Annotated in this window: 20 protein-coding genes; 15 read left to right on the top strand and 5 right to left on the bottom strand. The window is 65.8% G+C overall.

What is annotated here, in order from left to right; all coding sequences use genetic code 11:
• Positions 1-381 precede the first annotated feature (381 nt).
• The 5 genes from ku to ORS3428_RS07570 all read left to right on the top strand — a co-directional run bounded on the left by ku (position 382) and on the right by ORS3428_RS07570 (position 5,738).
• Positions 382-1,293 (top strand): non-homologous end joining protein Ku, encoded by a 912-nt coding sequence (gene ku, locus ORS3428_RS07590; protein WP_071096052.1) that lies wholly within the window; start codon positions 382-384, stop codon positions 1,291-1,293.
• Between the two features lie 11 nt (positions 1,294-1,304).
• A complete protein-coding gene (locus tag ORS3428_RS07585) occupies positions 1,305-2,417 on the top strand; it encodes a tetratricopeptide repeat protein (RefSeq protein WP_108723011.1) in 1,113 nt (370 codons plus the stop codon).
• A gap of 192 nt (positions 2,418-2,609) precedes the next feature.
• On the top strand, positions 2,610-3,263 hold the full coding sequence (locus ORS3428_RS07580) for an alpha/beta hydrolase family protein (RefSeq protein WP_071096048.1): 654 nt from the start codon (positions 2,610-2,612) through the stop codon (positions 3,261-3,263).
• Positions 3,264-3,436: 173 nt separating this feature from the next.
• Entirely contained in the window at positions 3,437-4,207 is a 771-nt protein-coding gene (xth, locus tag ORS3428_RS07575; protein WP_071096046.1) for an exodeoxyribonuclease III, read from the top strand.
• Positions 4,208-4,553: 346 nt separating this feature from the next.
• Positions 4,554-5,738 carry a hypothetical protein gene (locus ORS3428_RS07570; protein WP_071096044.1) on the top strand — a complete coding sequence of 395 codons (1,185 nt, stop codon included), beginning with the start codon at positions 4,554-4,556 and terminating at the stop codon, positions 5,736-5,738.
• 79 nt (positions 5,739-5,817) lie between these two features.
• On the opposite strand, the gene ORS3428_RS32260 is transcribed toward ORS3428_RS07570, so the two are convergent.
• Together ORS3428_RS32260 and ORS3428_RS32255 are read right to left on the bottom strand one after the other, a co-directional pair.
• Positions 5,818-5,922, bottom strand: coding sequence for a putative RiPP precursor (locus tag ORS3428_RS32260; RefSeq protein WP_108723004.1), 105 nt, complete (start codon positions 5,920-5,922; stop codon positions 5,818-5,820).
• 54 nt (positions 5,923-5,976) lie between these two features.
• Entirely contained in the window at positions 5,977-6,078 is a 102-nt protein-coding gene (locus ORS3428_RS32255) for a putative RiPP precursor (protein ID WP_108723010.1), read from the bottom strand.
• Positions 6,079-6,402: 324 nt separating this feature from the next.
• On the opposite strand from ORS3428_RS32255, the gene ORS3428_RS34205 reads away from it, so the two are divergent.
• The 10 genes from ORS3428_RS34205 (at position 6,403) to ORS3428_RS33470 (ending at position 18,297) form a co-directional block, all read left to right on the top strand.
• Positions 6,403-7,992 carry a WD40 repeat domain-containing protein gene (locus ORS3428_RS34205; protein ID WP_071096040.1) on the top strand — a complete coding sequence of 530 codons (1,590 nt, stop codon included), beginning with the start codon at positions 6,403-6,405 and terminating at the stop codon, positions 7,990-7,992.
• A gap of 182 nt (positions 7,993-8,174) precedes the next feature.
• Complete coding sequence (locus ORS3428_RS07555; protein WP_083355041.1) at positions 8,175-9,548, top strand: c-type cytochrome; 1,374 nt, start codon at positions 8,175-8,177, stop codon at positions 9,546-9,548.
• Entirely contained in the window at positions 9,548-10,054 is a 507-nt protein-coding gene (locus ORS3428_RS07550; RefSeq protein ID WP_071096038.1) for a (2Fe-2S)-binding protein, read from the top strand. The genes ORS3428_RS07555 and ORS3428_RS07550 overlap by 1 nt, the downstream gene beginning before the upstream one ends.
• On the top strand, positions 10,051-12,300 hold the full coding sequence (locus ORS3428_RS07545) for a xanthine dehydrogenase family protein molybdopterin-binding subunit (RefSeq protein WP_071096036.1): 2,250 nt from the start codon (positions 10,051-10,053) through the stop codon (positions 12,298-12,300). The genes ORS3428_RS07550 and ORS3428_RS07545 overlap by 4 nt, the downstream gene beginning before the upstream one ends.
• A 199-nt stretch (positions 12,301-12,499) precedes the next feature.
• A complete protein-coding gene (locus ORS3428_RS07540; protein ID WP_071096034.1) occupies positions 12,500-14,521 on the top strand; it encodes an amidase in 2,022 nt (673 codons plus the stop codon).
• A gap of 234 nt (positions 14,522-14,755) precedes the next feature.
• A complete protein-coding gene (locus ORS3428_RS07535) occupies positions 14,756-15,304 on the top strand; it encodes an isochorismatase family protein (protein ID WP_071096032.1) in 549 nt (182 codons plus the stop codon).
• Between the two features lie 187 nt (positions 15,305-15,491).
• Complete coding sequence (locus tag ORS3428_RS07530) at positions 15,492-15,947, top strand: GFA family protein (RefSeq protein WP_071096029.1); 456 nt, start codon at positions 15,492-15,494, stop codon at positions 15,945-15,947.
• Positions 15,948-16,373: 426 nt separating this feature from the next.
• A complete protein-coding gene (locus ORS3428_RS31270) occupies positions 16,374-16,544 on the top strand; it encodes a DUF2934 domain-containing protein (protein WP_083355040.1) in 171 nt (56 codons plus the stop codon).
• A 107-nt stretch (positions 16,545-16,651) separates the two neighbouring features.
• Positions 16,652-17,965 (top strand): mechanosensitive ion channel family protein, encoded by a 1,314-nt coding sequence (locus ORS3428_RS07525; protein WP_071096026.1) that lies wholly within the window; start codon positions 16,652-16,654, stop codon positions 17,963-17,965.
• A 176-nt stretch (positions 17,966-18,141) separates the two neighbouring features.
• On the top strand, positions 18,142-18,297 hold the full coding sequence (locus tag ORS3428_RS33470; RefSeq protein WP_172833652.1) for a hypothetical protein: 156 nt from the start codon (positions 18,142-18,144) through the stop codon (positions 18,295-18,297).
• A 122-nt stretch (positions 18,298-18,419) separates the two neighbouring features.
• Here ORS3428_RS33470 and ORS3428_RS07520 read toward each other — a convergent pair whose 3' ends face one another.
• From ORS3428_RS07520 to ORS3428_RS07510, 3 genes are all read right to left on the bottom strand, one after another.
• Positions 18,420-18,734 (bottom strand): GYD domain-containing protein, encoded by a 315-nt coding sequence (locus ORS3428_RS07520; protein ID WP_071096024.1) that lies wholly within the window; start codon positions 18,732-18,734, stop codon positions 18,420-18,422.
• 252 nt (positions 18,735-18,986) lie between these two features.
• Complete coding sequence (locus ORS3428_RS07515; RefSeq protein ID WP_071096022.1) at positions 18,987-19,727, bottom strand: sulfotransferase family protein; 741 nt, start codon at positions 19,725-19,727, stop codon at positions 18,987-18,989.
• A 226-nt stretch (positions 19,728-19,953) separates the two neighbouring features.
• Positions 19,954-20,229 carry a hypothetical protein gene (locus tag ORS3428_RS07510; RefSeq protein ID WP_071096021.1) on the bottom strand — a complete coding sequence of 92 codons (276 nt, stop codon included), beginning with the start codon at positions 20,227-20,229 and terminating at the stop codon, positions 19,954-19,956.
• Between the last annotated feature and the right edge of the window lie 80 nt (positions 20,230-20,309).

Raw genomic sequence — 20,309 nt, 5'->3', positions numbered from 1 at the left:
GCCGCGAAGCGGCCGGAGAGGGGGCAGCGCTAACGCATGTGGTTAGGGGAGCGAAAGGGATTCAGGTTCGCGCCATCCCCCGCTCCGCCTCGGCTTCGTCGAGCCACCTCTCCCCCGCTCTCGCGGGGGCGAGGAAGAGGGCGGCGCCCACCTCCATCGACGCTTCCGACAATTTGAACTATCCTTACACCAATCCCGCCCCCAAAACCCTTCGCTAGGAATTCGGCTGTAAGGTGAGGGGTCGGTGTAGGATTTCCGCGGCGCCAACCGTCCTTGAGCGGGAGCGCTGCAGATAGCATGATCCCAAAAAGTGGGAACCGGTTTTTGGAGAAGATCATGCTCAAGCTAAAATGTCAGTGCATGGCCGCGTAGGAGTGTTTCATGGCGCCCAGGGCAAGTTGGAAAGGTTACCTCAAGCTCAGCCTCGTCAGCTGTCCGGTTCGGCTTTATCCGRCCACCAGCGCGAGCGAGCGCATTTCGTTCAACCAGCTGCACAAGAAGACCCACAACCGCATCAACATGAAGCCGGTCGATCCCGAGCTCGGCCTCGTCGAGCGCTCGGATCTGGTGAAGGGCTACGAATATGAGGACAAGCAGTACATCATCATCGATGATGCCGACCTCGAGGCGGTCAGGATCGAATCCAACCACACGATGAACATCGAGGCCTTCGTCGACGAGGCCGAGGTGGACGTCATCTACCAGGACACCCCCTATTACCTCGCCCCCGACGGCGCGATGGCGGAAGAGACCTTCGTCGTGTTGCGCGAGGCGATGCGCAAGTCCGGCAAGCTTGCGATTGCGCGGCTGGTGATCTCCAGCCGCGAGCGTGTGGTGACGATCGGCGCGCGCGAGAACGGCATGTTCGTCTGCACCTTGAGGAACCCTAACGAAGTGCGCGGCACGGCTGAATATTTCGGCAACATCGCGGCCGGCAAGCCTGACCCGGAAATGCTCGATCTCGCCCAGGCGCTTATCAAGCAGAAGGAAACCCACTTCGATCCGAAGAATTACGAGGATCGCTACGAGGTGGCGCTGATGGCGATGATCCGCGAGAAGCTCAAGGGCCACAAGCCGATCATTGCGGCGGCACCCGAGCAGCGCGGCAACGTCATCAACCTCATGGATGCGCTGAAGGCGAGCCTGCAGCAGTCGGCGAAGCCCCCGGCCAAGTCGAAGAGCAAGGCCGAGGAAGTGCCGGCAAAGCCCGCCAAGAAGGCGGCTTCCGGCGGCGCACCTGAAAATCCGCTGAAGGCGAACCTGTTGAAGGCCGTCGGCAAGAGCAAGAAGTGACGGGAGGGCCGCTGATCCTCCCCGGCGCCGTCTTCGGCGCCGTCGGTGCGTTTGCTGCCTTTCCGCTCAGGCTCGCCGCGCGCGAGGTCGAGCGCCGCCATGCGGAACTGCGGCGCGGCGTGACGCGGCGCACCACGCATGTCGTGTTCGGCCGCACGCTTCTCGCCAGGGCCGGATTGGCGAAATTGGGTGATGCCGAGATCGAGCGCCGCGTGAGGGCCGAGCGTGAAGCCGGGCGCGAGCTCGTCAGCGAGAACGGCTTCCTGCGCCTGCTCGGCCTGATGAAGGCRCCGGAGGCGTCGTCGCTCACCCGGCAATCGCTGATCGACCAGTCGCGGCTTGCCGGCGAGGTTCTCGACATGCTGTCGCTGTTCGACGCCTTCGAGCATGACGCGGAGCCCTATTCCTTCCGCGACCTGATCCTGGCGAAAAAATATGCCGGGCTGATCGCCAGCGGCGCCGGCTGGGGCGCGATCGCCCGCTCGGTGCACCGCTCCGGCCCGGTCGCCTCGCTCACCGCCAAGTCGCTCAACCTCGGTTCGCAGCATGGCCGCCCGGACGCGATCTATCTCGATGAGGGCAGGAGCGAGCTCGACGGCCAGTTGCTGTTCGACCTCGGTTCATCGGAAGACGATACGCTGGAGGAGCTGTTCGCCGAGGCGGGAGYCGCGGAAGAGGAGGGGCGCCACGACGATGCGGCCGCACTCTACCAGCGCTGCCTCGCGATCGACCCCAAGGACCCCATCGCCGCCTTCAACCGCGCCAACTGCCTGCGCGGCGCCGGCCGCGTGAGGGAAGCGGCGCACGACTACGCCCGCGCGATAAAGCTCGATCCCGGTTTCGTCGAAGCCTGGTTCAACCTCGCCGGGCTGATGAGCGACGAGGGCAAGGTTGCTTCGGCGCGGCGCCATCTGCAGAAGGCAATCGCGCTGGACAAGACCTATGCCGACCCGGTGTTCAACCTTGCGCGGCTGGAGTTTGATGGGGGCAATCTGATGGAAGCCCGCCGGCTGTGGGCGCGATATCTGGAGCTGGATGGGGATTCCGAATGGGCGCGGATCGCGCAAAAGGGAATACAGTTCGTCGATTTGCACATGGCAGGTGAGCGAGATGTTCGCGCTTGAGCACCCCCCTCTGGCCTGCCGGCCATCTCCCCCGCAAGGGGGGAGATTGCGCGCTCAATCGCTTTCGCCAATCTCGAACGTTGCAAGGATGGGCGGGGCGCCCGAACTGCTGATCTCCCCCCTTGCGGGGGAGATGCCCGGCAGGGCAGAGGGGGGTGGGACGGAGTGCGGCCTTCCCAGAAAGCTCGCCTCATGACCTATTTCCTCCTCGACGGCCTAGACACCGCCCCGGTCACCATCCTTCTCGCCCATGGCGCCGGCGCGCCGATGGACTCGGCCTCGATGGCGGCGACGGCCAAGGCGCTCGCCGCAGCCGGCTTCCGCGTCGCGCGCTTCGAGTTCCACCATATGGCCGCCCGCCGTTACGGCCACCGCAAGCCGCCGCCGCGCGCCGAGACGGTGAACCCGGAATACATCAAGGCGATCGCCGACCTGCGCGCCAAGGGCGTGACCGGCAAGCTCATCATCGGCGGCAAGTCGATGGGCGGGCGCGTCGCCTCCATGGTCGCCGACGAGATGTTTTTGAAGGGCGAGATCGCCGGCCTGGTCTGCCTCGGCTATCCCTTCCATCCGCCCGGCAAGCCCGAGCAATTGAGGACGAAACACCTCGCCGACCTCAGGACGCCGACGCTGATCTTCCAGGGCACGCGCGACGAGTTCGGCACGAAGGAAGAGGTCGCCACCTACGGCCTTTCCGAGGCCATCGAGGTGATCTGGCTGGAAGACGGCGACCACGATCTGAAGCCGCGCAAGGCGGTGTCAGGGTTTTCGACGGCGGATCATCTGAGGACGGTGGCGGAGACGATAATGGCCAAGCTGGCCCAACCATCGGCTTCGTCATCCTAGGGCGGAGCAAGGAGCGAAGCGACGCGCGCAGACCCTAGGATCCATGCCGCGACGCTAAAGCGTTGCAACGGTTCAGAATTCTGCCTCGCCGCGTTCCACGGCGAGGGTCACGGCATGGATCCTCGGGTCAAGCCCGAGGATGACGAAGCGAGGGGCGCCTTCGGCATCCAAAAATGAAACTCGCCACCTTCAACATCAACAACATCAACAGCCGGCTGGAGAACCTCTTGGCCTGGCTCGCCAAGGCAAAACCGGATGTCGTCTGCCTGCAGGAGCTCAAGGCGCGCGACACGCAGTTTCCGCTGACCAGGCTCGCCAATGCCGGCTATGGCGCGGTGTGGAAGGGCGAGCCGACCTGGAACGGCGTCGCCATCCTGGCGCGTGGCGCCGAACCGGTGCTGACGCGCGACGCGTTGCCCGGCGACGATGCCGACCGCCAGGCGCGCTACATCGAGGCGGCGGTCAACGGCGTCGTCATTGCCTGCCTTTATGCGCCCAACGGCAACCCGCAGCCGGGACCGAAATTCGCCTACAAGCTCGCCTGGCACGAGCGCTTCGCAGCTCACGCTGAGCAGCTACTCGACACCGGCCTGCCGGTGGTGCTCGCCGGCGACTACAACATTGTGCCCGAGCCGCGCGACATCTACGCCACCCGCTCCTACGACGACAACGCGCTGGTGCAGCCTGAAAGCCGCGCCGCCTTCGCCGCCCTGATCGAGCAGGGCTGGACGGATTCGCTGCGCAAAATCTTTCCGAAGGAGACGCTCTACACCTTCTGGGACTATCGCCGGAACCGCTGGCCGCGCGATGCGGGGCTCAGGCTCGACCACATCCTGTTGTCGAAGAAGCTTGCCCGCAAGCTGAAGGCGGCGGGCATCGACCGCGAGGTGCGCGGTGAGGACAACGCCAGCGACCACGCGCCGGTCTGGGTGGAACTGGGGTGAGGGGACGCTGGGCTGGAAGAATTTCGAACTTAGCAATCCTTCGCGCCCCCCTCTGTCCTGCCGGACATCTCCCCCACAAGTGGGGAGATCAGCTGTCACGCCCGCTTTCGCCAATCGCCAGCATTGCAGTGAGCGCGCCGTCGCCGAAGCTGCCAATCTCCCCCCATGTGGGGAAGATGTCCGGCAGGACAGAGGGGGGCGCTGTCCCGCCGGCATTTCAAAGGTTCGGCGCTGGCATGACTGTGCAGCAACGGCGTCTCGCGCTAGTTTGCTTGGGTAACAGGGGGGATCTCAGACTTTATGCTTGCCATGCTTGGCATTTGCCTCTGGCCATCGCGACCCCGCCATGGCTGACGCCCTTGTCCTTCTCATCTCGGCCCTGGTCCTTGCCGGCGCCCTTGCCCTGATCGTGTTCGCCCTGCGCTGGAGGCGCAAGCGTCGCAAGAGGCGGGGCAATCCTGATCCTACGCACGATTATACGGCCCGCATCGACTGGTCGAGGAGCCGCCAGGCAATCAATTATTCTTCCTTCGTCTTCATGGATGTCGACGGCGACGGCAGGTTCGGCGAGGCCGACCGGCCTATTGGCGGTATCGTGGTGCGGGTGTTCGACGGCAAAGGCGCGTTCGTCGCCTCCGCTCGCACCAACAGCTCCGGCTTCGCCAACTTCCCCATGTCGACCAGAAAGCGCTGGGCCAGCCTCCGCGTGCCTGGAACCTATCGGTTTTCGGTGTCCGTTCCCCAGGGCTGGCTCGTCAGCACCGGCAACGAGAACCAGTCGCTGCGGCTGATCGAGCTGCCGGGCTCGCCCGCCGGCCTGGTGGGGGAGGCTCTGCCCGCGATGGTCGGGCTGATCCCGGGGCGCAGCCTGCGCGGCATTGTCCCGGCGGCGGCGCAAGCGACGCTGTCGTTGCTCGGCAAGGGCGAAGTACTGGAGACCAGGCCGCTCGCGCCGGGCAGCTTCCGCATCGACCTTCCGGCGGGGGCCGACACGCTGGAGATTTCCGGCCCAGGCCTCGAGCGGCGCCTGGCGCTTTCACCCTATCCGACCGACCTCGGCGAGCTGAGGCCGGACGCGATCGATGGCGAGGCACCGCTGTCGCGGATCGGTTTCGACGATGTCACGGCGCTCGTCTTCAAAAAAGTGCCTTCCGGCCATGCCGGCCTGGAGTGGCGCAACATCAACGCCATCGCGCGGAACTACGTCAACGATTGTGAGGGCTATCTCAACGGCAATGTCTCCGGCAACCACACTGCCTATACCAGCAGCGGCCATCCGGCGGAGTTCCGCAGCGCCACGCCCTTCGGATTCCATTCGGTCATGCTCGCCGCTGCGTGGCTGAGATCGGAAGGCGAGGTGGCTTTGATTGAAAGCTGGCTGGGAGACGAACTCGTCGCCTACGACGAAGTGGTGCTGTCGGCGCTGGCGCCGGTCCATTACGCGCCGATGCTGAAGGCGGTGACGCGCGTGCGCGTGTCCACCAGGCACTACTGGCAGCTCGTGCTGGACGATCTGGTGCTGGCGCGCTGAGRCAAAGCCTTGCCAGGTCCGAGGACTACTGGATTGCTTCCTGCTCGGTCCTCGCAAGGACCCGGGCGTATGGAAATCGTTAGCCCGGCGGCGGATTGGACAACACGACCGGGGCGTTGACAGCCGTGATCGCCGAAAGCTTGCCCTTCCTGACAAGCATCGGCTTCTCGTAAGTCTTCTTCATAAATCAATCCCCCGATTGCTCTGCCCGGTGGAGACGTCCTGGCGTCTCAAATCGTTAATCCGACGCCGGCGGCTGTGTGGACGGCGCCACCTGCGCGGTCACTGCCGAAAGCCGGCCCTTTTTCAACAGGCAAGGCTTCTCGTAGATCTTCTTCATGCCAAAATCCCCCAAAAAATCCCCGCCGAATAATGTCATAAGGCCCTTTCCTGTCAACCAAGCCGGCTGAATATCCATTCTATTCTTGGGGAAATGTGGCTTTCTGCTCACAGTTTCGGTCGCTCACCATGCGAAGACAGCAATGAGGCGTCGGCTATCGGGACATTGACCCTGGCGGCCGAGTAGATCCGCAACGCTTCCCGCAAAAGACATGGTTTATCGAAGCATTTTGTCTCTCTTCATGTGATCTCCTGCACTTAGCCTGCGCAAGAAGCTCGGCTAGGATGCGGGATGYTTTACGCGGTCAGGCGGGAGGGGAGGCGGATGAAAAGATCGACCGACAGGTTGCTGGCGCTGGCGATGCTCGTGGTCGGCGCAGCCTGCTTCGCCAAGCTCTATCCGGCGCTTGGCGGCCGGCTCCTGGCCACGACAAGGACGGAACTCTTCGGCGCGGCCGGCGTGCTTTCGGTCCTTTCCGGGCTGCTGTTCCTGGCCGGCCTGCTGCCGGCCGCGGCAAGGCATGATCCCTCCGCGCCGCTCTTCGGCCGCGACGCCGCGATCGTGCCTGCCGGGCGTCCGACGCTGCGCCGCATCGCGCTTGCCGTGCCGCTCATTGCCCTGCTCGCGATCGTCGCCGATCAGCTTGGCCCCTGGCGGTTGCCAGCCGGCGAACCGGCTGCGCCGCCCAAGGAAGTAGCCGCGGTTCCGGTACAGCCGCCGGCCGAGCCGACGCCGGCTCCCGCGGCTGAAGCGGCCAAGCCGGCTGCGCCCGCGCTTACACAGGAGTCGGCTGCAAAGAAGGAATCACCTGCCGCGCCCGTGTCGGCGCCTGTCGCTCCGGCGCCGACGGCGGCCTCGCCGCCAGAGCCTGCTTCGCCGGCGTCTGTTGCGCAGCCCTTCGCGCCGGCACAGCCATCCGCTCTGCCCGTCCAGCAGACCGCGCTGGCGCCTGCCACGCCGCCCGAGACCGCGGCGCCGCCTCCGCCCCCGCCTCCGGCGCAGCCGACCGCGCCCGAGGGGCACCGCGACGCCGTCGTCTGGCTGGCGGTCTCGGCCGACGGCCGCGAGATCATGAGCGCCAGCACCGACCGCACGATCAAGCTCTGGGACATCGACGGCAAGCGGCTGATCCGCAACCTCGGCGTCCACAAGGACATGGCGCGCACCGCGCTCTTCATGCCCGACGGCAAGACCGCGCTGACCGCCGGCGACGACGGCGAGATCGTGCTGCGCCGGCTGTCCGACGGCGCCGTGCTGCATGTCTTCTCCTCCGGCCCGAATGGCGGCGTCAATCAGCTCGCCGTCAGCCCGGACGGCAGGCTTGCCGTCAGCGGACACGACACCGGCTCGGTGGTGGTCTGGGATCTGGAGAAGGGCGCCGTGCTGCGTGTGCTGCCGGGCCATGACTGGTCAATCAGCGCCGTCGCCGTCTCACCCGACGGCACCAGGGCGCTGACCGCCGGCATCGACGGTGAACTGAAGCTCTGGGACATCGTCGCCGGCAAGCAGCTGCGCAGCTGGCACGGGCATGATCGCGGCGCCTATGGCGCGCTCTTCACCGCCGACGGTCACCACGCGGTGACCGGCAGCGGCGACTACACGATCAAGCTCTGGGATCTCGACAGTTTCAAGGAGGTGCGCCGCTTCGACGGCCATTCCGGCACGGTCTACGCGCTTGCCCTGTCGGCCGACGGCAAGCGCCTCGGCTCGGTCTCGCTCGACGGTACCGCCAGGCTATGGAATATGGACACCGGCGTCGAGATCGCCGAGTTCGACCCCGGCACCGGCCCGATCTATTCGGTCGCCTTCGCCGCCGACGGCACGCTTTTGACCGGCGGCATCGACCGCACCATCCGCGACTGGCCAGGAACGGGCGGCGACGGGGTGGTGCTGTACTCCGGCGCGCCGGAGTAGCGCGGCGTTGGAGATTGGCGAAAGCGGCTGAGCCCATGATCTCCCCCACAAGGGGGGAGATCGGCTGTCATTGACGCCTCGCTCCTCGAACCTAGTTCTCCTCGCACGGCGCCACGCCCGCGGCCGCTCAACGGCTTGTTCCATAGCGTGCCCGCCGCGCCTCGGGCAAAGGGAGTCCCTCCTTGAAACGCTTCTGGATCGGCGTTCTCATCCTCGTTGTCGTTTGCGTGGCGGGCTTCGCAGCCTATGCCTGGAAACCTACCATCGACCCGGTCGAGCCGCCGCAGCGCACATCCTTCGACCAGGCGCTGATCGAGAAGGGCGCGGTGCTCGCCTCGGTCGGCAATTGCACGGCCTGCCACACCAAGCCCGGCGAAAAATCCTTCGCCGGCGGGCTGGCGGTGCCGACACCCTTCGGCACCATCTATTCCACCAACATCACGCCGGATCCCAAGACCGGCATCGGGCGCTGGTCGGAGGCCGCCTTCAGCCGGGCCATGCGCGAAGGTGTCGAGCGCGACGGCGACCATCTTTATCCGGCATTCCCGTTCGACCATTTCACGCTTGTCTCCGATGAGGACAACAAGGCGCTTTACGCCTATCTGATGACGCGCCGGCCGGTGGAGAACCGCCCTCCCGCCAACGAGCTGCCGTTTCCGCTGAACGTGCGGCTGGTTCTGGCGGGCTGGAAGCTGCTTTTCTTCCATAAGGGCGCCTACCGCGAGGATGCTTCCCAGAGCGCCGAGTGGAACCGCGGCGCCTATCTGGTCGAGGGGCTCGGCCATTGCGGCGCCTGCCACACCCCGCGCAACGCGCTGGGCGCGGAAAAGAGGGGAGCGCATCTCGCCGGCGGCGAGGCCGAGGGCTGGAAGGCCTTCGCGCTCGACGCCTCTTCAGGCGCTCCGATCCCGTGGACGCGCGACAGCCTCTTTGCCTATCTGCGCCAGGGCTGGCAGGCCGACCACGGCGTGGCCAACGGCCCGATGGCCGAGGTCACTGGCAATCTCGGCCGTTTGCCCGATGCCGACATCCACGCCATCGCCACTTACGTCATGTCGCGCATGGGCGAGCCGGCGCCCGAGCGCGCCGCGAGCGGCGAGGAGGTCCGCAAGAAGCTCTCGACCGATCAGGGCGGCACGCCGATACCGGCGAGCGCCACCACCGGCAGCGCGACCAGCCGCGGCGGCGCGATCTACCAGGCGGCCTGCGCGACCTGCCATGACGGCAGCCGGCCGCAGCCCTTCGGCGGCATCGATTTCCACCTCTCCAGCACCATAGCCGCACCCGATCCGCAGAACGCAATCAATGTCGTCTTGTTCGGCCTGCCGGCGGCCAGCGGCCGCCAGAGCCCGATCATGCCGGGCTTCGCCGCGACGCTGAAGGACGACCAGGTGGTCGACCTGCTCGCCTATCTGCGCGAGGCCTATGCCGCGAAGCCCGCCTGGGCGGACGCTGCGGCGAAGCTCGCCGACACAAGGAGCGGGAAATACCAGGTCAGCGTTCGGCCCTCCGACGGCATCGAGCGCGGCCCGGAAAACATAGGAGCGAAGGACTGATGGTTAAGCTCAACGTCAACGGCGCCCAGCACGACGTCGACGTCGATCCGGCGACGCCGCTGCTCTATGTGCTGCGCAACGACTTGAAGCTCAAYGGCGCCAAGTTCGGCTGCGGCCTCGGCCAGTGCGGCGCCTGCACCGTGATGGTCGACGGCGAGGCCGTCTTCTCCTGCCTGACGCCGGCAATGCTCGTCGAGGGCCGCCAGGTCAGGACCGTCGAGGGCCTCGGCACGCTCGACAATCCCGGTCCGATGCAGAAGGCATTCATCGAGGAGCAGGCCGCGCAATGCGGCTATTGCATTGCCGGCATGATGATGCGGGCGCAGGCGCTGCTCGAGGCAAAGCCCGATGCCGGCGATGCCGACATCCGGCAGGCGCTGGAGCCGAACCTGTGCCGCTGCGGCACGCATATGCGCATCCTGCGCGCCGTGGCGCGTGCGCGCGACCTGATGCACGGCAAGTCCGCCGGCCTGGCGCCGGCCAAATCCGCGGGGAGGGCATCATGAACGCACCGAACCCGATCCCGGACCTGACACGGCGCGGCTTCCTTGGYGGTGTCGGCGCGCTGGTYGTCTCCTTCGCCATCCCCGCCGAGGCGCAGCAGGGCGAGGTGCCGACAGCACCGGGCGCCCAGGCGGCGAAGCCGAAACTGCCCGGCAGCCTGGCCGACACGCCCTCGCTCGACGCCTGGATCCGCATCGAGGCGAATGGTTCCATCACCGTCTTCACCGGCAAGGCCGAGCTGGGCCAGGGCACCAAGACGTCGCTGCGCCAGATCGCCGCCGAGGAACTGGAAGTCGAGCCTGCGGCAATCAAGCTGATCACCGCCGATACCGCTCTGACGCCCAACGAAGGCTACACGGCCGGCAGTCAGACGATCCAGAATTCGGGCACGGCGATCCGTTACGCGTCGGCGCAGGTGCGCCAGATCCTGATTTCCAAGGCCAGCCAGAAGCTCGGCGTGCCGGTCGCGTCGCTCAAGGCCGAGGCCGGCAGGATCGTCGGCCCGAACGGCGCCAAGGCAAGCTATGGCGAGTTGGTCTCGGCCGATTTCCTGCATGTCGACGCCTCGCCCGACACGAAGCTGAAGGCGCCCGAAACCTATCATGCGATCGGCAAGCCTTTCGCGCGGGTCGATATCCCGGCCAAGGTCACGGGCGGCGAGGCCTATGTGCAGGACATGCGCCCGCCCGGTATGGTGCATGCCCGCGTGGTGCGGCCGCCGAGCTACGGCGCCAAGCTCACGAATTTCGCCGAAGCCGCCGTCAAGGCGATGCCCGGTGTGATCGCGGTGGTGCGCGACGGCGATTTCCTGGCTGTGGTCGCGGAGAAGGAGTTCCAGGCGGTGAAGGCCATGCGCGCCATGGCCGCCACGGCGAAGTGGCAGGAAGCCGCAGCGCTTCCCGACCAGAACGACATGCCGGCCTTCCTGGAGAAGGCCGTTTCGGAAGTCGGCGTAGTGACCTCCGTCGGCGCCGAAAGCGCGCCCGGCGCCAAGACGCTCAAGGCGCAGTTCACGCGCGCCTACCAGATGCACGGCTCGATCGGCCCGTCGAGCGCGGTGGCTTTGCTCGACAACGGCCTGACGACGGTGTGGACGCACACGCAGGGCGTCTACCCGGACCGCAAGGCGATCGCCCAGATGCTCGGCGTGCCGCCCGAGAAGGTGCGCTGCATCCATACCGAAGGCTCGGGCTGCTACGGCCACAACGGCGCCGACGACGCCGCGGCCGACGCCGCGCTGATCGCGCAGAAAGTGCCGGGCAAGCCGGTGCGCGTGCAATGGATGCGCGACCAGGAGCATCTGTGGGAACCTTACGGGCCGGCGATGCTCACCAGGGCGAGCGCCACGCTCGACCAGAACGGCAACATCGTGAACTGGCACTACGACCTTTGGAGCAACAGCCACGGCACGCGGCCGGGCTCGGCCGGAGCGCTGATCGCCGGCCGGCTGATGGCGCGGCATTTCCCGCCCGATCCCGCCAAGATGGAGATCACTCCTCTCGGCAATGGCGACCGCAACGCGATCCCGCTCTACGACGTGCCCAACCAGCGGGTGAACTGGCACTTCATCGCCGACATGCCGGTGCGCGTGTCCTCGCTGCGCGGCCTCGGCGCCTATTGCAACGTCTTCTCCATCGAGAGCTTCATGGACGAGCTGGCGCTGGCGGCAAACGCCGATCCGGTGGAATTCCGGCTGCGGCATCTGAAGGACCCGCGCGCCAAGAAGGTGATCGAGGTGGCGGCGGAGAAATTCGGCTGGTCGAAGGATCCGTTGCCGCAAGGCCGCGGCAGGGGTTTTGCTTTCGCCAAATACAAGAACCACGCCGCCTGGCTGGCGGTCGCGCTTGAAGCGGATGTCGACCGCGACAGCGGCACGATCGCCATCTCGCATGTCGTCTGCGCCGTCGACTGCGGCGAGGCGGTCGCGCCGGATGCGATCGTCAACCAGACCGAAGGCGGCATCCTGCAGTCGATGAGCTGGACGCTTTACGAGGCCGTCCATTTCGATAGGATGCGCATCCAGAGCCCCGACTGGTCGGCCTATCCGATCCTGCGCTTCAGCGCCGTGCCGGACAGCATCGACGTCCATGTCGTCGACAATCCCGGCACGCCCTATCTCGGCGTCGCCGAAGCCGCCCAGGGCCCCACCGCCGGCGCCATCGCCAACGCGTTTCGAAATGCGACGGGCAAACGCATCCACGACCTGCCCTATACACGCGAGCGCGTGAAGGCGGTGCTGGGGGTGTAGCGGGCAGCGGCRATTGGYGWAAGCCCGCGTGACAGCCGATCTCCCCAAGTGGGGGGAGATGGCAGCTTCGGCCTCGGCGCCCAAACCTCAAACGCCCGCGATTGGCGAAAACCGTACGCGGCAGCCAATCTCCCCCCTTGCGGGGGAGATGCCCGGCAGGGCAGAGGGGGTGTGACAGAACGCCAACCGAGCCGCCATCATGCCCAAGCTCCACCTCGTCGAAGCCTCGATCGCCGACCTGCGCCGCGCGCTGGAGGACGGCACCGTCACCAGCGTCGAACTGGTCGGCGCGTACTTGAGGCGCATCGCCCGTTACGACCGCCACGGCATCGCGCTCAACGCCGTGCCCATCCTCAATCCAAGAATGTTCGAGGAGGCGGCAGCCTCGGACCGGCGCCGCCGCGAGGGCAAGACCCTTGGCCCGCTCGACGGCATTCCCTACACCGCCAAGGACAGCTACAAGGCGAAGGGGCTGACGGTCGCGGCCGGCTCGCCGGCCTTCGAGCACCTCACGGCAAACGAGGACGCCTTCACCATCGCGAGGCTGCGCGCCGCGGGCACGGTGCTGGTCGGGCTGACCAACATGCCGCCGATGGCCAATGGCGGCATGCAGCGCGGCGTCTATGGCCGCGCCGAGAGCCCCTACAATGCCGATTACTTGACCGCCGCCTTCGCCTCCGGCTCGTCGAACGGCTCGGGGACGGCCACCGCTGCCAGCTTCGCCGCCTTCGGGCTCGGCGAGGAGACCTGGTCGTCAGGCCGCGCGCCGGCCTCCAACAATGCGCTGGTCGCCTACACGCCTTCGCGCGGCGTGATTTCGGTGCGCGGCAACTGGCCGCTGGTGCCGACCATGGATGTGGTGGTGCCGCATACGCGCAGCGTGCCCGATATGCTGGAGCTGCTCGACGTGATCGTTGCCGACGATGAAGAGACGCGCGGCGATTTCTGGCGCGTCCAGCCCTGGGTTTCGATCCCGAAAGCCTCGGCGCTCAGGCCGCCAAGCTATACCGGGCTCGTGCTGCAAGGCGCGCTCGAGGGCAAGCGGCTCGGCGTGCCGAAAATGTATATCGGCACGGATGAAGGCGCCGAGCGGCCGATCGAGACGCGCGCCTCTGTCCTTGCCCTCTGGCAACAGGCGGCGCGCGACCTGGAAGCGCTTGGCGCCGAAGTGGTCGAGGTCGATTTCCCCGTCGTCTCCAACTACGAGCGCGACCGGCCGGGCGCGCGCTCCATGGTCGATCTCGGGCTGGTGCCGCAGGAGTTTGCCGCGCGCGAGATCTGGGACCTCTCCATCTGGTCGTGGGACGATTTTCTGCGCGCTAACGCCGACCCGGCGCTCCCCGATCTCGCCTCTGTCGACGGCCCGAAGATCTTCCCGCAGCCGCCGGGCACGCTGCCCGACCGCTATGGCGACGACGGCTTCGACCTCGCCGAATATGTCGAGCGCGCCAGGAAGGGCGTGGCGCCGCTGGAGACCATTCCCGCCATCGAGGCGGGGCTGAAGGGCCTGGAGGAAACGCGCCGCGTCGACTTCGAACGGTGGCTCGCGGTGAACGGGCTCGACGCCGTGGTGCTGCCGGCCGTCGCCGATGTCGGTCTGGCCGATGCCGACGTCAACGAGGCCTCGGCCGCGCTCGCCTGGCGCAACGGTACCTGGGTCGCCAACGGCAATCTGGTGTGGCGCCATCTCGGCATCCCGACGGTGACCGTGCCGATGGGCACCATGGCCGATATCGGCATGCCGGTCGGCCTCACCTTCGCCGGCAAGGCCTATGACGACGTGGCACTGCTGCGCCTCGCCGGCGACTACGAGCGCGCCACAAGACGCCGCACCGTGCCGCCGCGCACGCCGGCGTTGGCGGATGATGTGTTCGCGGGCGGCGAGGGCGGGGGTCGCTCCGGTGATGCAACGCTTATGTTGGCGCTCACCGCCGAAACGACCCACGCCGGCGAGACTGACGAGATTTCGATCATGCTGGAGATCGGGGCCGGCGGGGCTGGACTGGAAGACGCAGCCGTCAAAGTCCATGTCAATGGCGAGCCGGTCACCATGCAGGCGGATGGCAACCGTTACGCCGGCCGGGCGACGGTACCGGCGGTGACACATCAAGGCTTTCACAGCGTCTGGCGCGGCTCCTACGGCTCCGTCGTCACCGCCACCGTGCGCTTGCCGGATGGGTGCACCGCCGGAGCTTATGCGGTTACCGGCGGGATTGGCTAAGGCGCCGAAGCTGCCGATCTCCCCCCTTGTGGGGGGATGGCCGGCAGGCCAGAGGGGGGCGCTGTCCTGCCGGCGTCTCGGACCTCGCTGCCTGGATGAGACTTCGCAAGGCAAACGGGGAAGGCCGCGTTCCTTCGCGCCCCCCTCTGCCCTGCCGGGCATCTCCCCCATAAGGGGGGAGATCACGCTCCCCTACGCCTTGACCCACCTCCTACCCACGCTATCCTCGCCGTCATGCCAGACGCTCCCTCCGCCGCCGCACCGCTCATCGTCATCGACCTCCAGACCGGCATGTTCGACGGCCGCTTCGATCCGCCGATCCATGACGCGGATACCATTGCCGAGCGCGCCCGCGCACTGATCGACTGGGCGCGCCGCTCCGGCCGCAAGGTGGCTTTCATTCGCCATGACGGGCCGGCGGGCGATCCGCTGGCGCCGGGCGCGTCAGGCTGGCCGGTATGGCCGCCGCTCGGCCAGGCCGACGACGAGCCGACCTTCGGCAAGGCGGTCGGCAACGCCTTCTCCAACGCAGCCCTTGGGCGATGGGTGGCGGCGCAGGGCGCGAAGGACGTCGTGCTCATCGGCGCCCAGACCGATTTCTGCGTCGCCGCCACGGTGAAGGGCGCCTTTGCCGAGGGCCTCGGCGTCACCGTGGTTTCCGACGCGCATTCGACGCTGGATTCGCAGGAGGAGAAGGCGCCCGCCATCATCGCTCGCCTCAACGAAGCTTTCGAAAAGCAGGGCGCGCGGCTGGCGACGACGGCGGCGCTGATGGAAGATTGAGCATCTCGCGGCATTCCACGGCCGATGTTACGGCATGGATCCCAGGGCCTCCGCGACGGAGCTTTGCTCCTGCTTCGCCCTGGGATGACGAAGCGAAAGCGGCCACCCGCCAATCGGCTCGGGTATTGCTGGTGATGCTTACAAAGGCGACTTCTTAGCGCCTAACCCAACCAAGGAGAGACCCACCTTGCCCAATCTTTCCCTGCCCGCCGAAGGCGGCTGCCGCTGCGGCCGCGTGCGCCTGCGGATTTCGGCAAAGCCCTTGCTCACCATGGCCTGCCACTGTACCGGCTGCCAGTCGATGTCGTCCAGCGCCTATTCGCTGAGCGCCGCCATTCCGGYGGATGGCTTCGAGGTGACGAAAGGCGAGCCGGTGATCGGCGGGCTGCATGGCGCCTCGAGGCACTATTTCTGYGGCTACTGCATGACCTGGATGTTCACGCGGCCGGAAGGGCTCGACTGGTTCGTCAATCTGCGCCCGACCATGCTCGACGACCCAGCCTGGTACACGCCCTTCATCGAGACCTGGACCAGCGAGAAGCTGCCCTGGGCGACGACGCCCGCAGCGCACAGCTACGCGGCGCTGCCGGCCTTCGAGGAATATGAGGGGCTGGTGGCGGAATACGCCAAATCGCAGGCCTGACCCGCCAAAACAAAACGGCGACCCGATCGGGTCGCCGTGGGTTCTTCAATGGTCGACGCGGCCGTTGGGGGCGCATTGTTGGGGATGTGCTTGGGCGTCCGCGTCGACCACGGCGGCCTCGTACCGCTGACTGTACTATTGCATATTTTTTGCGCGCGGAAACTTCCGCGAAAGCGGAATAGGCGGCAGCGGGCGGACTTGATCACCGGCGCGTGGAATTAGGGTTAACGAATGGTTTGCGAAACCGGCCGAAGCCGCCGGTCTTGCCCTTGAGGGGCAGATGGTCGCGAGGCGGCCAGAGGGGGGCGCAGTGATCGGCAAGGGCTCGGCCGGGTACCCGAGAAAGTCGGCCGCGRCTGAGCCCCGCGAGGATCGTTTTGYTGGCGCCGACGTTCCTCCTGATGAAACGGAGATCAGGAGGAAGCGATGTCAGACCAGAGCAGAGAAGAGCGTATCCGCAAGCGAGCCTATGAGCTTTGGGAAAAGGAAGGCAAGCCCGAGGGCAACGACCTGCGCTTTTGGGAAATGGCAATGGGCGAGATCGACGAAGAGGACCGGCAGAAGGAATCGCCGGGCAAGCAGCAGCCTGCCGGGTAGCGATCCGCCGGCGGCGGCGCATGGCCGCCGGAGCATACGTGCGCCTGAAACAGGCCCCGGAACGGCGGGTTCAAATCTACTAGCCCGCCTCAGATGGTTGTGTGGCAATGGACGTTCGCGACGCCATCAGTCGAGCGCTGGTGTGGTCCAGCGGATGGCTCGATTATGCCGCCTCGCCGTGGCTCCTCTATCRGGCCGCCATCATTCTCGCGCTGTTCCTTGCGGCCAGGCTCGCCGGGCAGCGCGTCGAGCTCTTGGTTGAGGACCGCGCCCGCCAGATCAAGGGCCATCCCGGACTGCTGAGGGTCGTGATCGCCCTGCTGCGGCGCACCGACTGGATTCTTTTCGCGATCTTCCTGCTCGCCGCGCTCAGTGTCCTGCGCGCTTTCGTGTGGCCAAGCCACACCTATCTCGTCCATACCGTGCTTTCGCTGTCGCTGGCTTGGCTTTTCGCCTCGGTGCTGTCGCGTGCGATCCACAACCGTCTTGCCGCCCGCCTGCTCGGCTGGCTGATCTGGCTCTACGCGGCGCTTGTCATCCTTGGCATCAGCGACCAGACCGCGGCCTTCCTGGACAGCCTGGCGATCCACCTGGGCGCGATCCGCCTGTCCGCCTTGCTGCTGCTCAAGGCGGTTCTGCTCCTGTTCGCCACGGTCTGGCTTGCGGTGGTCATCGGCAACTATGTCGATGAGCGTGTGCGCATCTCGGAGGAACTGACCCCCTCGATCCGCGTCCTCGTCGGCAAGGTGGCCAAGATCGGCCTTGTGCTGGTGGCCGGCGCCTTCGCCCTTTCCGCCGTCGGCGTCGACCTGACGGCGCTGACGGTCTTCTCCGGCGCGATCGGCGTCGGCCTCGCTTTCGGGCTGCAGAAGGTCGTTTCCAATTTCGTCTCCGGCATCATCATCCTGCTCGACAAGTCGATCAAGCCGGGCGACACCATTTCGCTCGAAGGCACATTCGGCTGGATACGTGAATTGCGCGCACGCTTCGTCTCGGTGGTGACGCGCGACGGCCGCGAATATCTGATCCCCAACGAAGACTTCATCACCCGAAGAGTCATCAACTGGTCGTTCAGCGACAACCTCGTGCGGCTCGACGTGGATTTYGGCGTCTCCTACGACGCCRATCCGCACAAGGTCAGYGAACTGGCGATAGAGGCCGCGATCAGCGTCGGCCGGGTCGAGGCCGATCGGCGCCCGGTCTGCTGGCTGACGGGTTTCGGCGACTCTTCGCTCAATTTCGTCCTGCGCTTCTGGATCCACGATCCGCAGCAGGGCCTGACCAATGTGCGCGGCAAGGTGCTGCTGGCGCTGTGGGACACGTTCAAAAAGAACGGCATCAACATCCCCTATCCGCACCGCGAAATCATCATGAAGGAAGGCGGGTCGGCCGAGGTGCAGGGCAATTGGGCGGCACGATGAGCGGCGGCGAGCGGCCGTGCGCCTTCCACTCTGGAAATTGATTTGCATGCATATGTTTCAGGCCGCTCCGGCTTCGTGAAGCATTTCACCGTCGGCGCGCAATCGCCTCGTTACAGACGCACCTCAAAAAGCGCCCGGTGAGCGGGCAGCACCGATCCCGCTTTGTGGAGGTTCCAATGTTCAAAAGCCTTAACCGAATCCGGGCCGCTTTTGCGCAGGCCGCCAAGCGCCGGAGAGCCACGTGCGAGCTCGACCACCTGCCGCCGGATATCCGCAAGGACATCGGCTGGCCGGAGGCGGACCAGACCGACGAGATTCGGCTGCCGTTCTAGGGAAATTCCAGGAAAAGTGCGAAACGGTTTTCCGTCCGGATTGCGTCAGAACAATGAGATAGAGCGTTTCTGGAACCAGCAGCACGGGGCGACTGAATGCGCCCGTGCTGCTGGTGAGATGGTCAGCCGGCGGGCTCGTAGACGGCGGCAGCCTTGTTGGCCACCTCGATCACTGCCTTCATGTCGAGTTCTTCAAGGACAACGAGATCGCGCACCGAACCGCTTGCGCGCACCGCGAGCGCCATGCCCATCCCCGCCACCTGATCCGGCACCTCGCCATTGACCACGACGTCGTAGAGGCCGCGCGTAAAAATCACGCTGCTCATCCTGCCGCCGACACTTTCAAAGAGCGCACGGATTGCAACTTCCCGGTTCGATCCCTGCATCACCCCTTTAGCGGCATGGGGTTCGTAGTTCGCCAATATGGTAACCTTCATAGGAATCTCCTCCGAATATCTTGTTTCGGCTGCTCAATACTTTGAGCAGCACCGAGGTGCTTGTTCCTTCGCTGACATTTGACGTGGTCTGGGACCGCCTGGGCAACCATGGCCAACGGGCGGTTCAGCCGGAGCAGCGCTTCGGCTTCAGATAATATGCGCCTATTCTGATATAGCGACAATCCCGCACGCACCGGGAGCCGGAAGTTTCTGTCGTCGGCCTTGCTGTTCTCGCTCGGCCGACGCGTTCTCCTATCCCAGCCACCACCAGAGCCCGCCGATCACCAGCGCGATCGCCAGGCCCGCGCCGGCCAGCATCACATAGGAGCCGACGATCATGTCGCGGATGATCTTCTTGATGCTGGCGCGATCGTTGAGGTTGGGGAAGGGCTCGTTCGGAAGCGGGACGCCGAGGAAATCGCAGAGCGGGCCCCAGCCGTCGGTCACCTTGAAGATCAGCAGCCTTTCCGGCGACACTGCCGCCTTCACCTCGTCGACATAGGCGTTGTAGCGCGCCACCGCCTTGTCGCKGTCGTTCATCACGCCTTTCAACGTGCGGCCCCAGACCAGCTTCCTCGACATGTCGCCGAACTTGCGGCCGAACGGCGTCAGCCATTCCAGCACTCGGAACTGCCAGACATTCTCGGTGAAGTAGATCGTGTCGATGGTGCTGTCATACCAGGCTTCGGCGCCGCGCGGATGCAGCGTCAAAAGCACCTTGGCCTCAGGGTAGGCGGCCATCAGTTCGCGCCATACGCAGCAGCCCGGATTGTCGACCGTCGCCCGGTAATTGGCGAAGACCCGGCTCCAGTCGTGCTGCGTGCCGGGCGGACTGTTCGCCACCTTGCGCCAGAAGTCGAGATGGCCCTTGTTGGCCTTGTTGATGATAACTTCCTGCATGTGGTAGCTCGGAAAGCCGAGCCTGTTCAGCGCGGCGAAAGTGGACCACGTGCCGGTGCGGCCGAATCCGGCCCCGATAAGCTCGAGCGTCACTTCCCCCTCCCGTTCGGGCCTTTGTCCTTCTTCTTGTCGGTCCGCCGGAAATGAGGTTGCATGCACCCGACGCGGCGCGCAACGGATTTCTATTCGCGGCCGCTAAAATGTTTTTGAATTGACTGTGCCTTACCACACCGGCCGCTGCCTGCGCCGGCCTATGCGTATCTCAGCCGTCGCAGGCATTGCACGGCGCCGCCGGTGTCGCCCTCTCCGCCGCCGTATATCAGGCGTGGCCGGCCAAGGCCTTGATCTTGTCGCAGAACTCGGCATGCGGCTTGCTCATCGCCGGATCCTGGCATTCCTTCATCATGGCCGTTTTGTTCTTCTTCGACATCCTGGCCCAGACCTTCTTGATCTGGGCGTCCGACTTCATCGTCGTCATGGTCTTGTCGGTGTAGAAGGGAGCCATCATCTTCGGTTCGTCGAGGATACCGGCGAACGCCGTGCCGGCGATGACCGACGCAGCCAGCAGGCTCAGAAGTGCAGTCTTCGTTTTCATGGCGATAATCTCCCATCATTGTGGCCCCGGCGGAGCCACCCCCATCACTACCATCAACGCGGATTGAGTTAGAGGACGCT

The sequence above is a fragment of the Mesorhizobium sp. ORS 3428 genome (assembly GCF_001854785.1).
Classification (GTDB): domain Bacteria; phylum Pseudomonadota; class Alphaproteobacteria; order Rhizobiales; family Rhizobiaceae; genus Mesorhizobium.
This window is presented reverse-complemented; position numbering and strand designations above follow the sequence as displayed.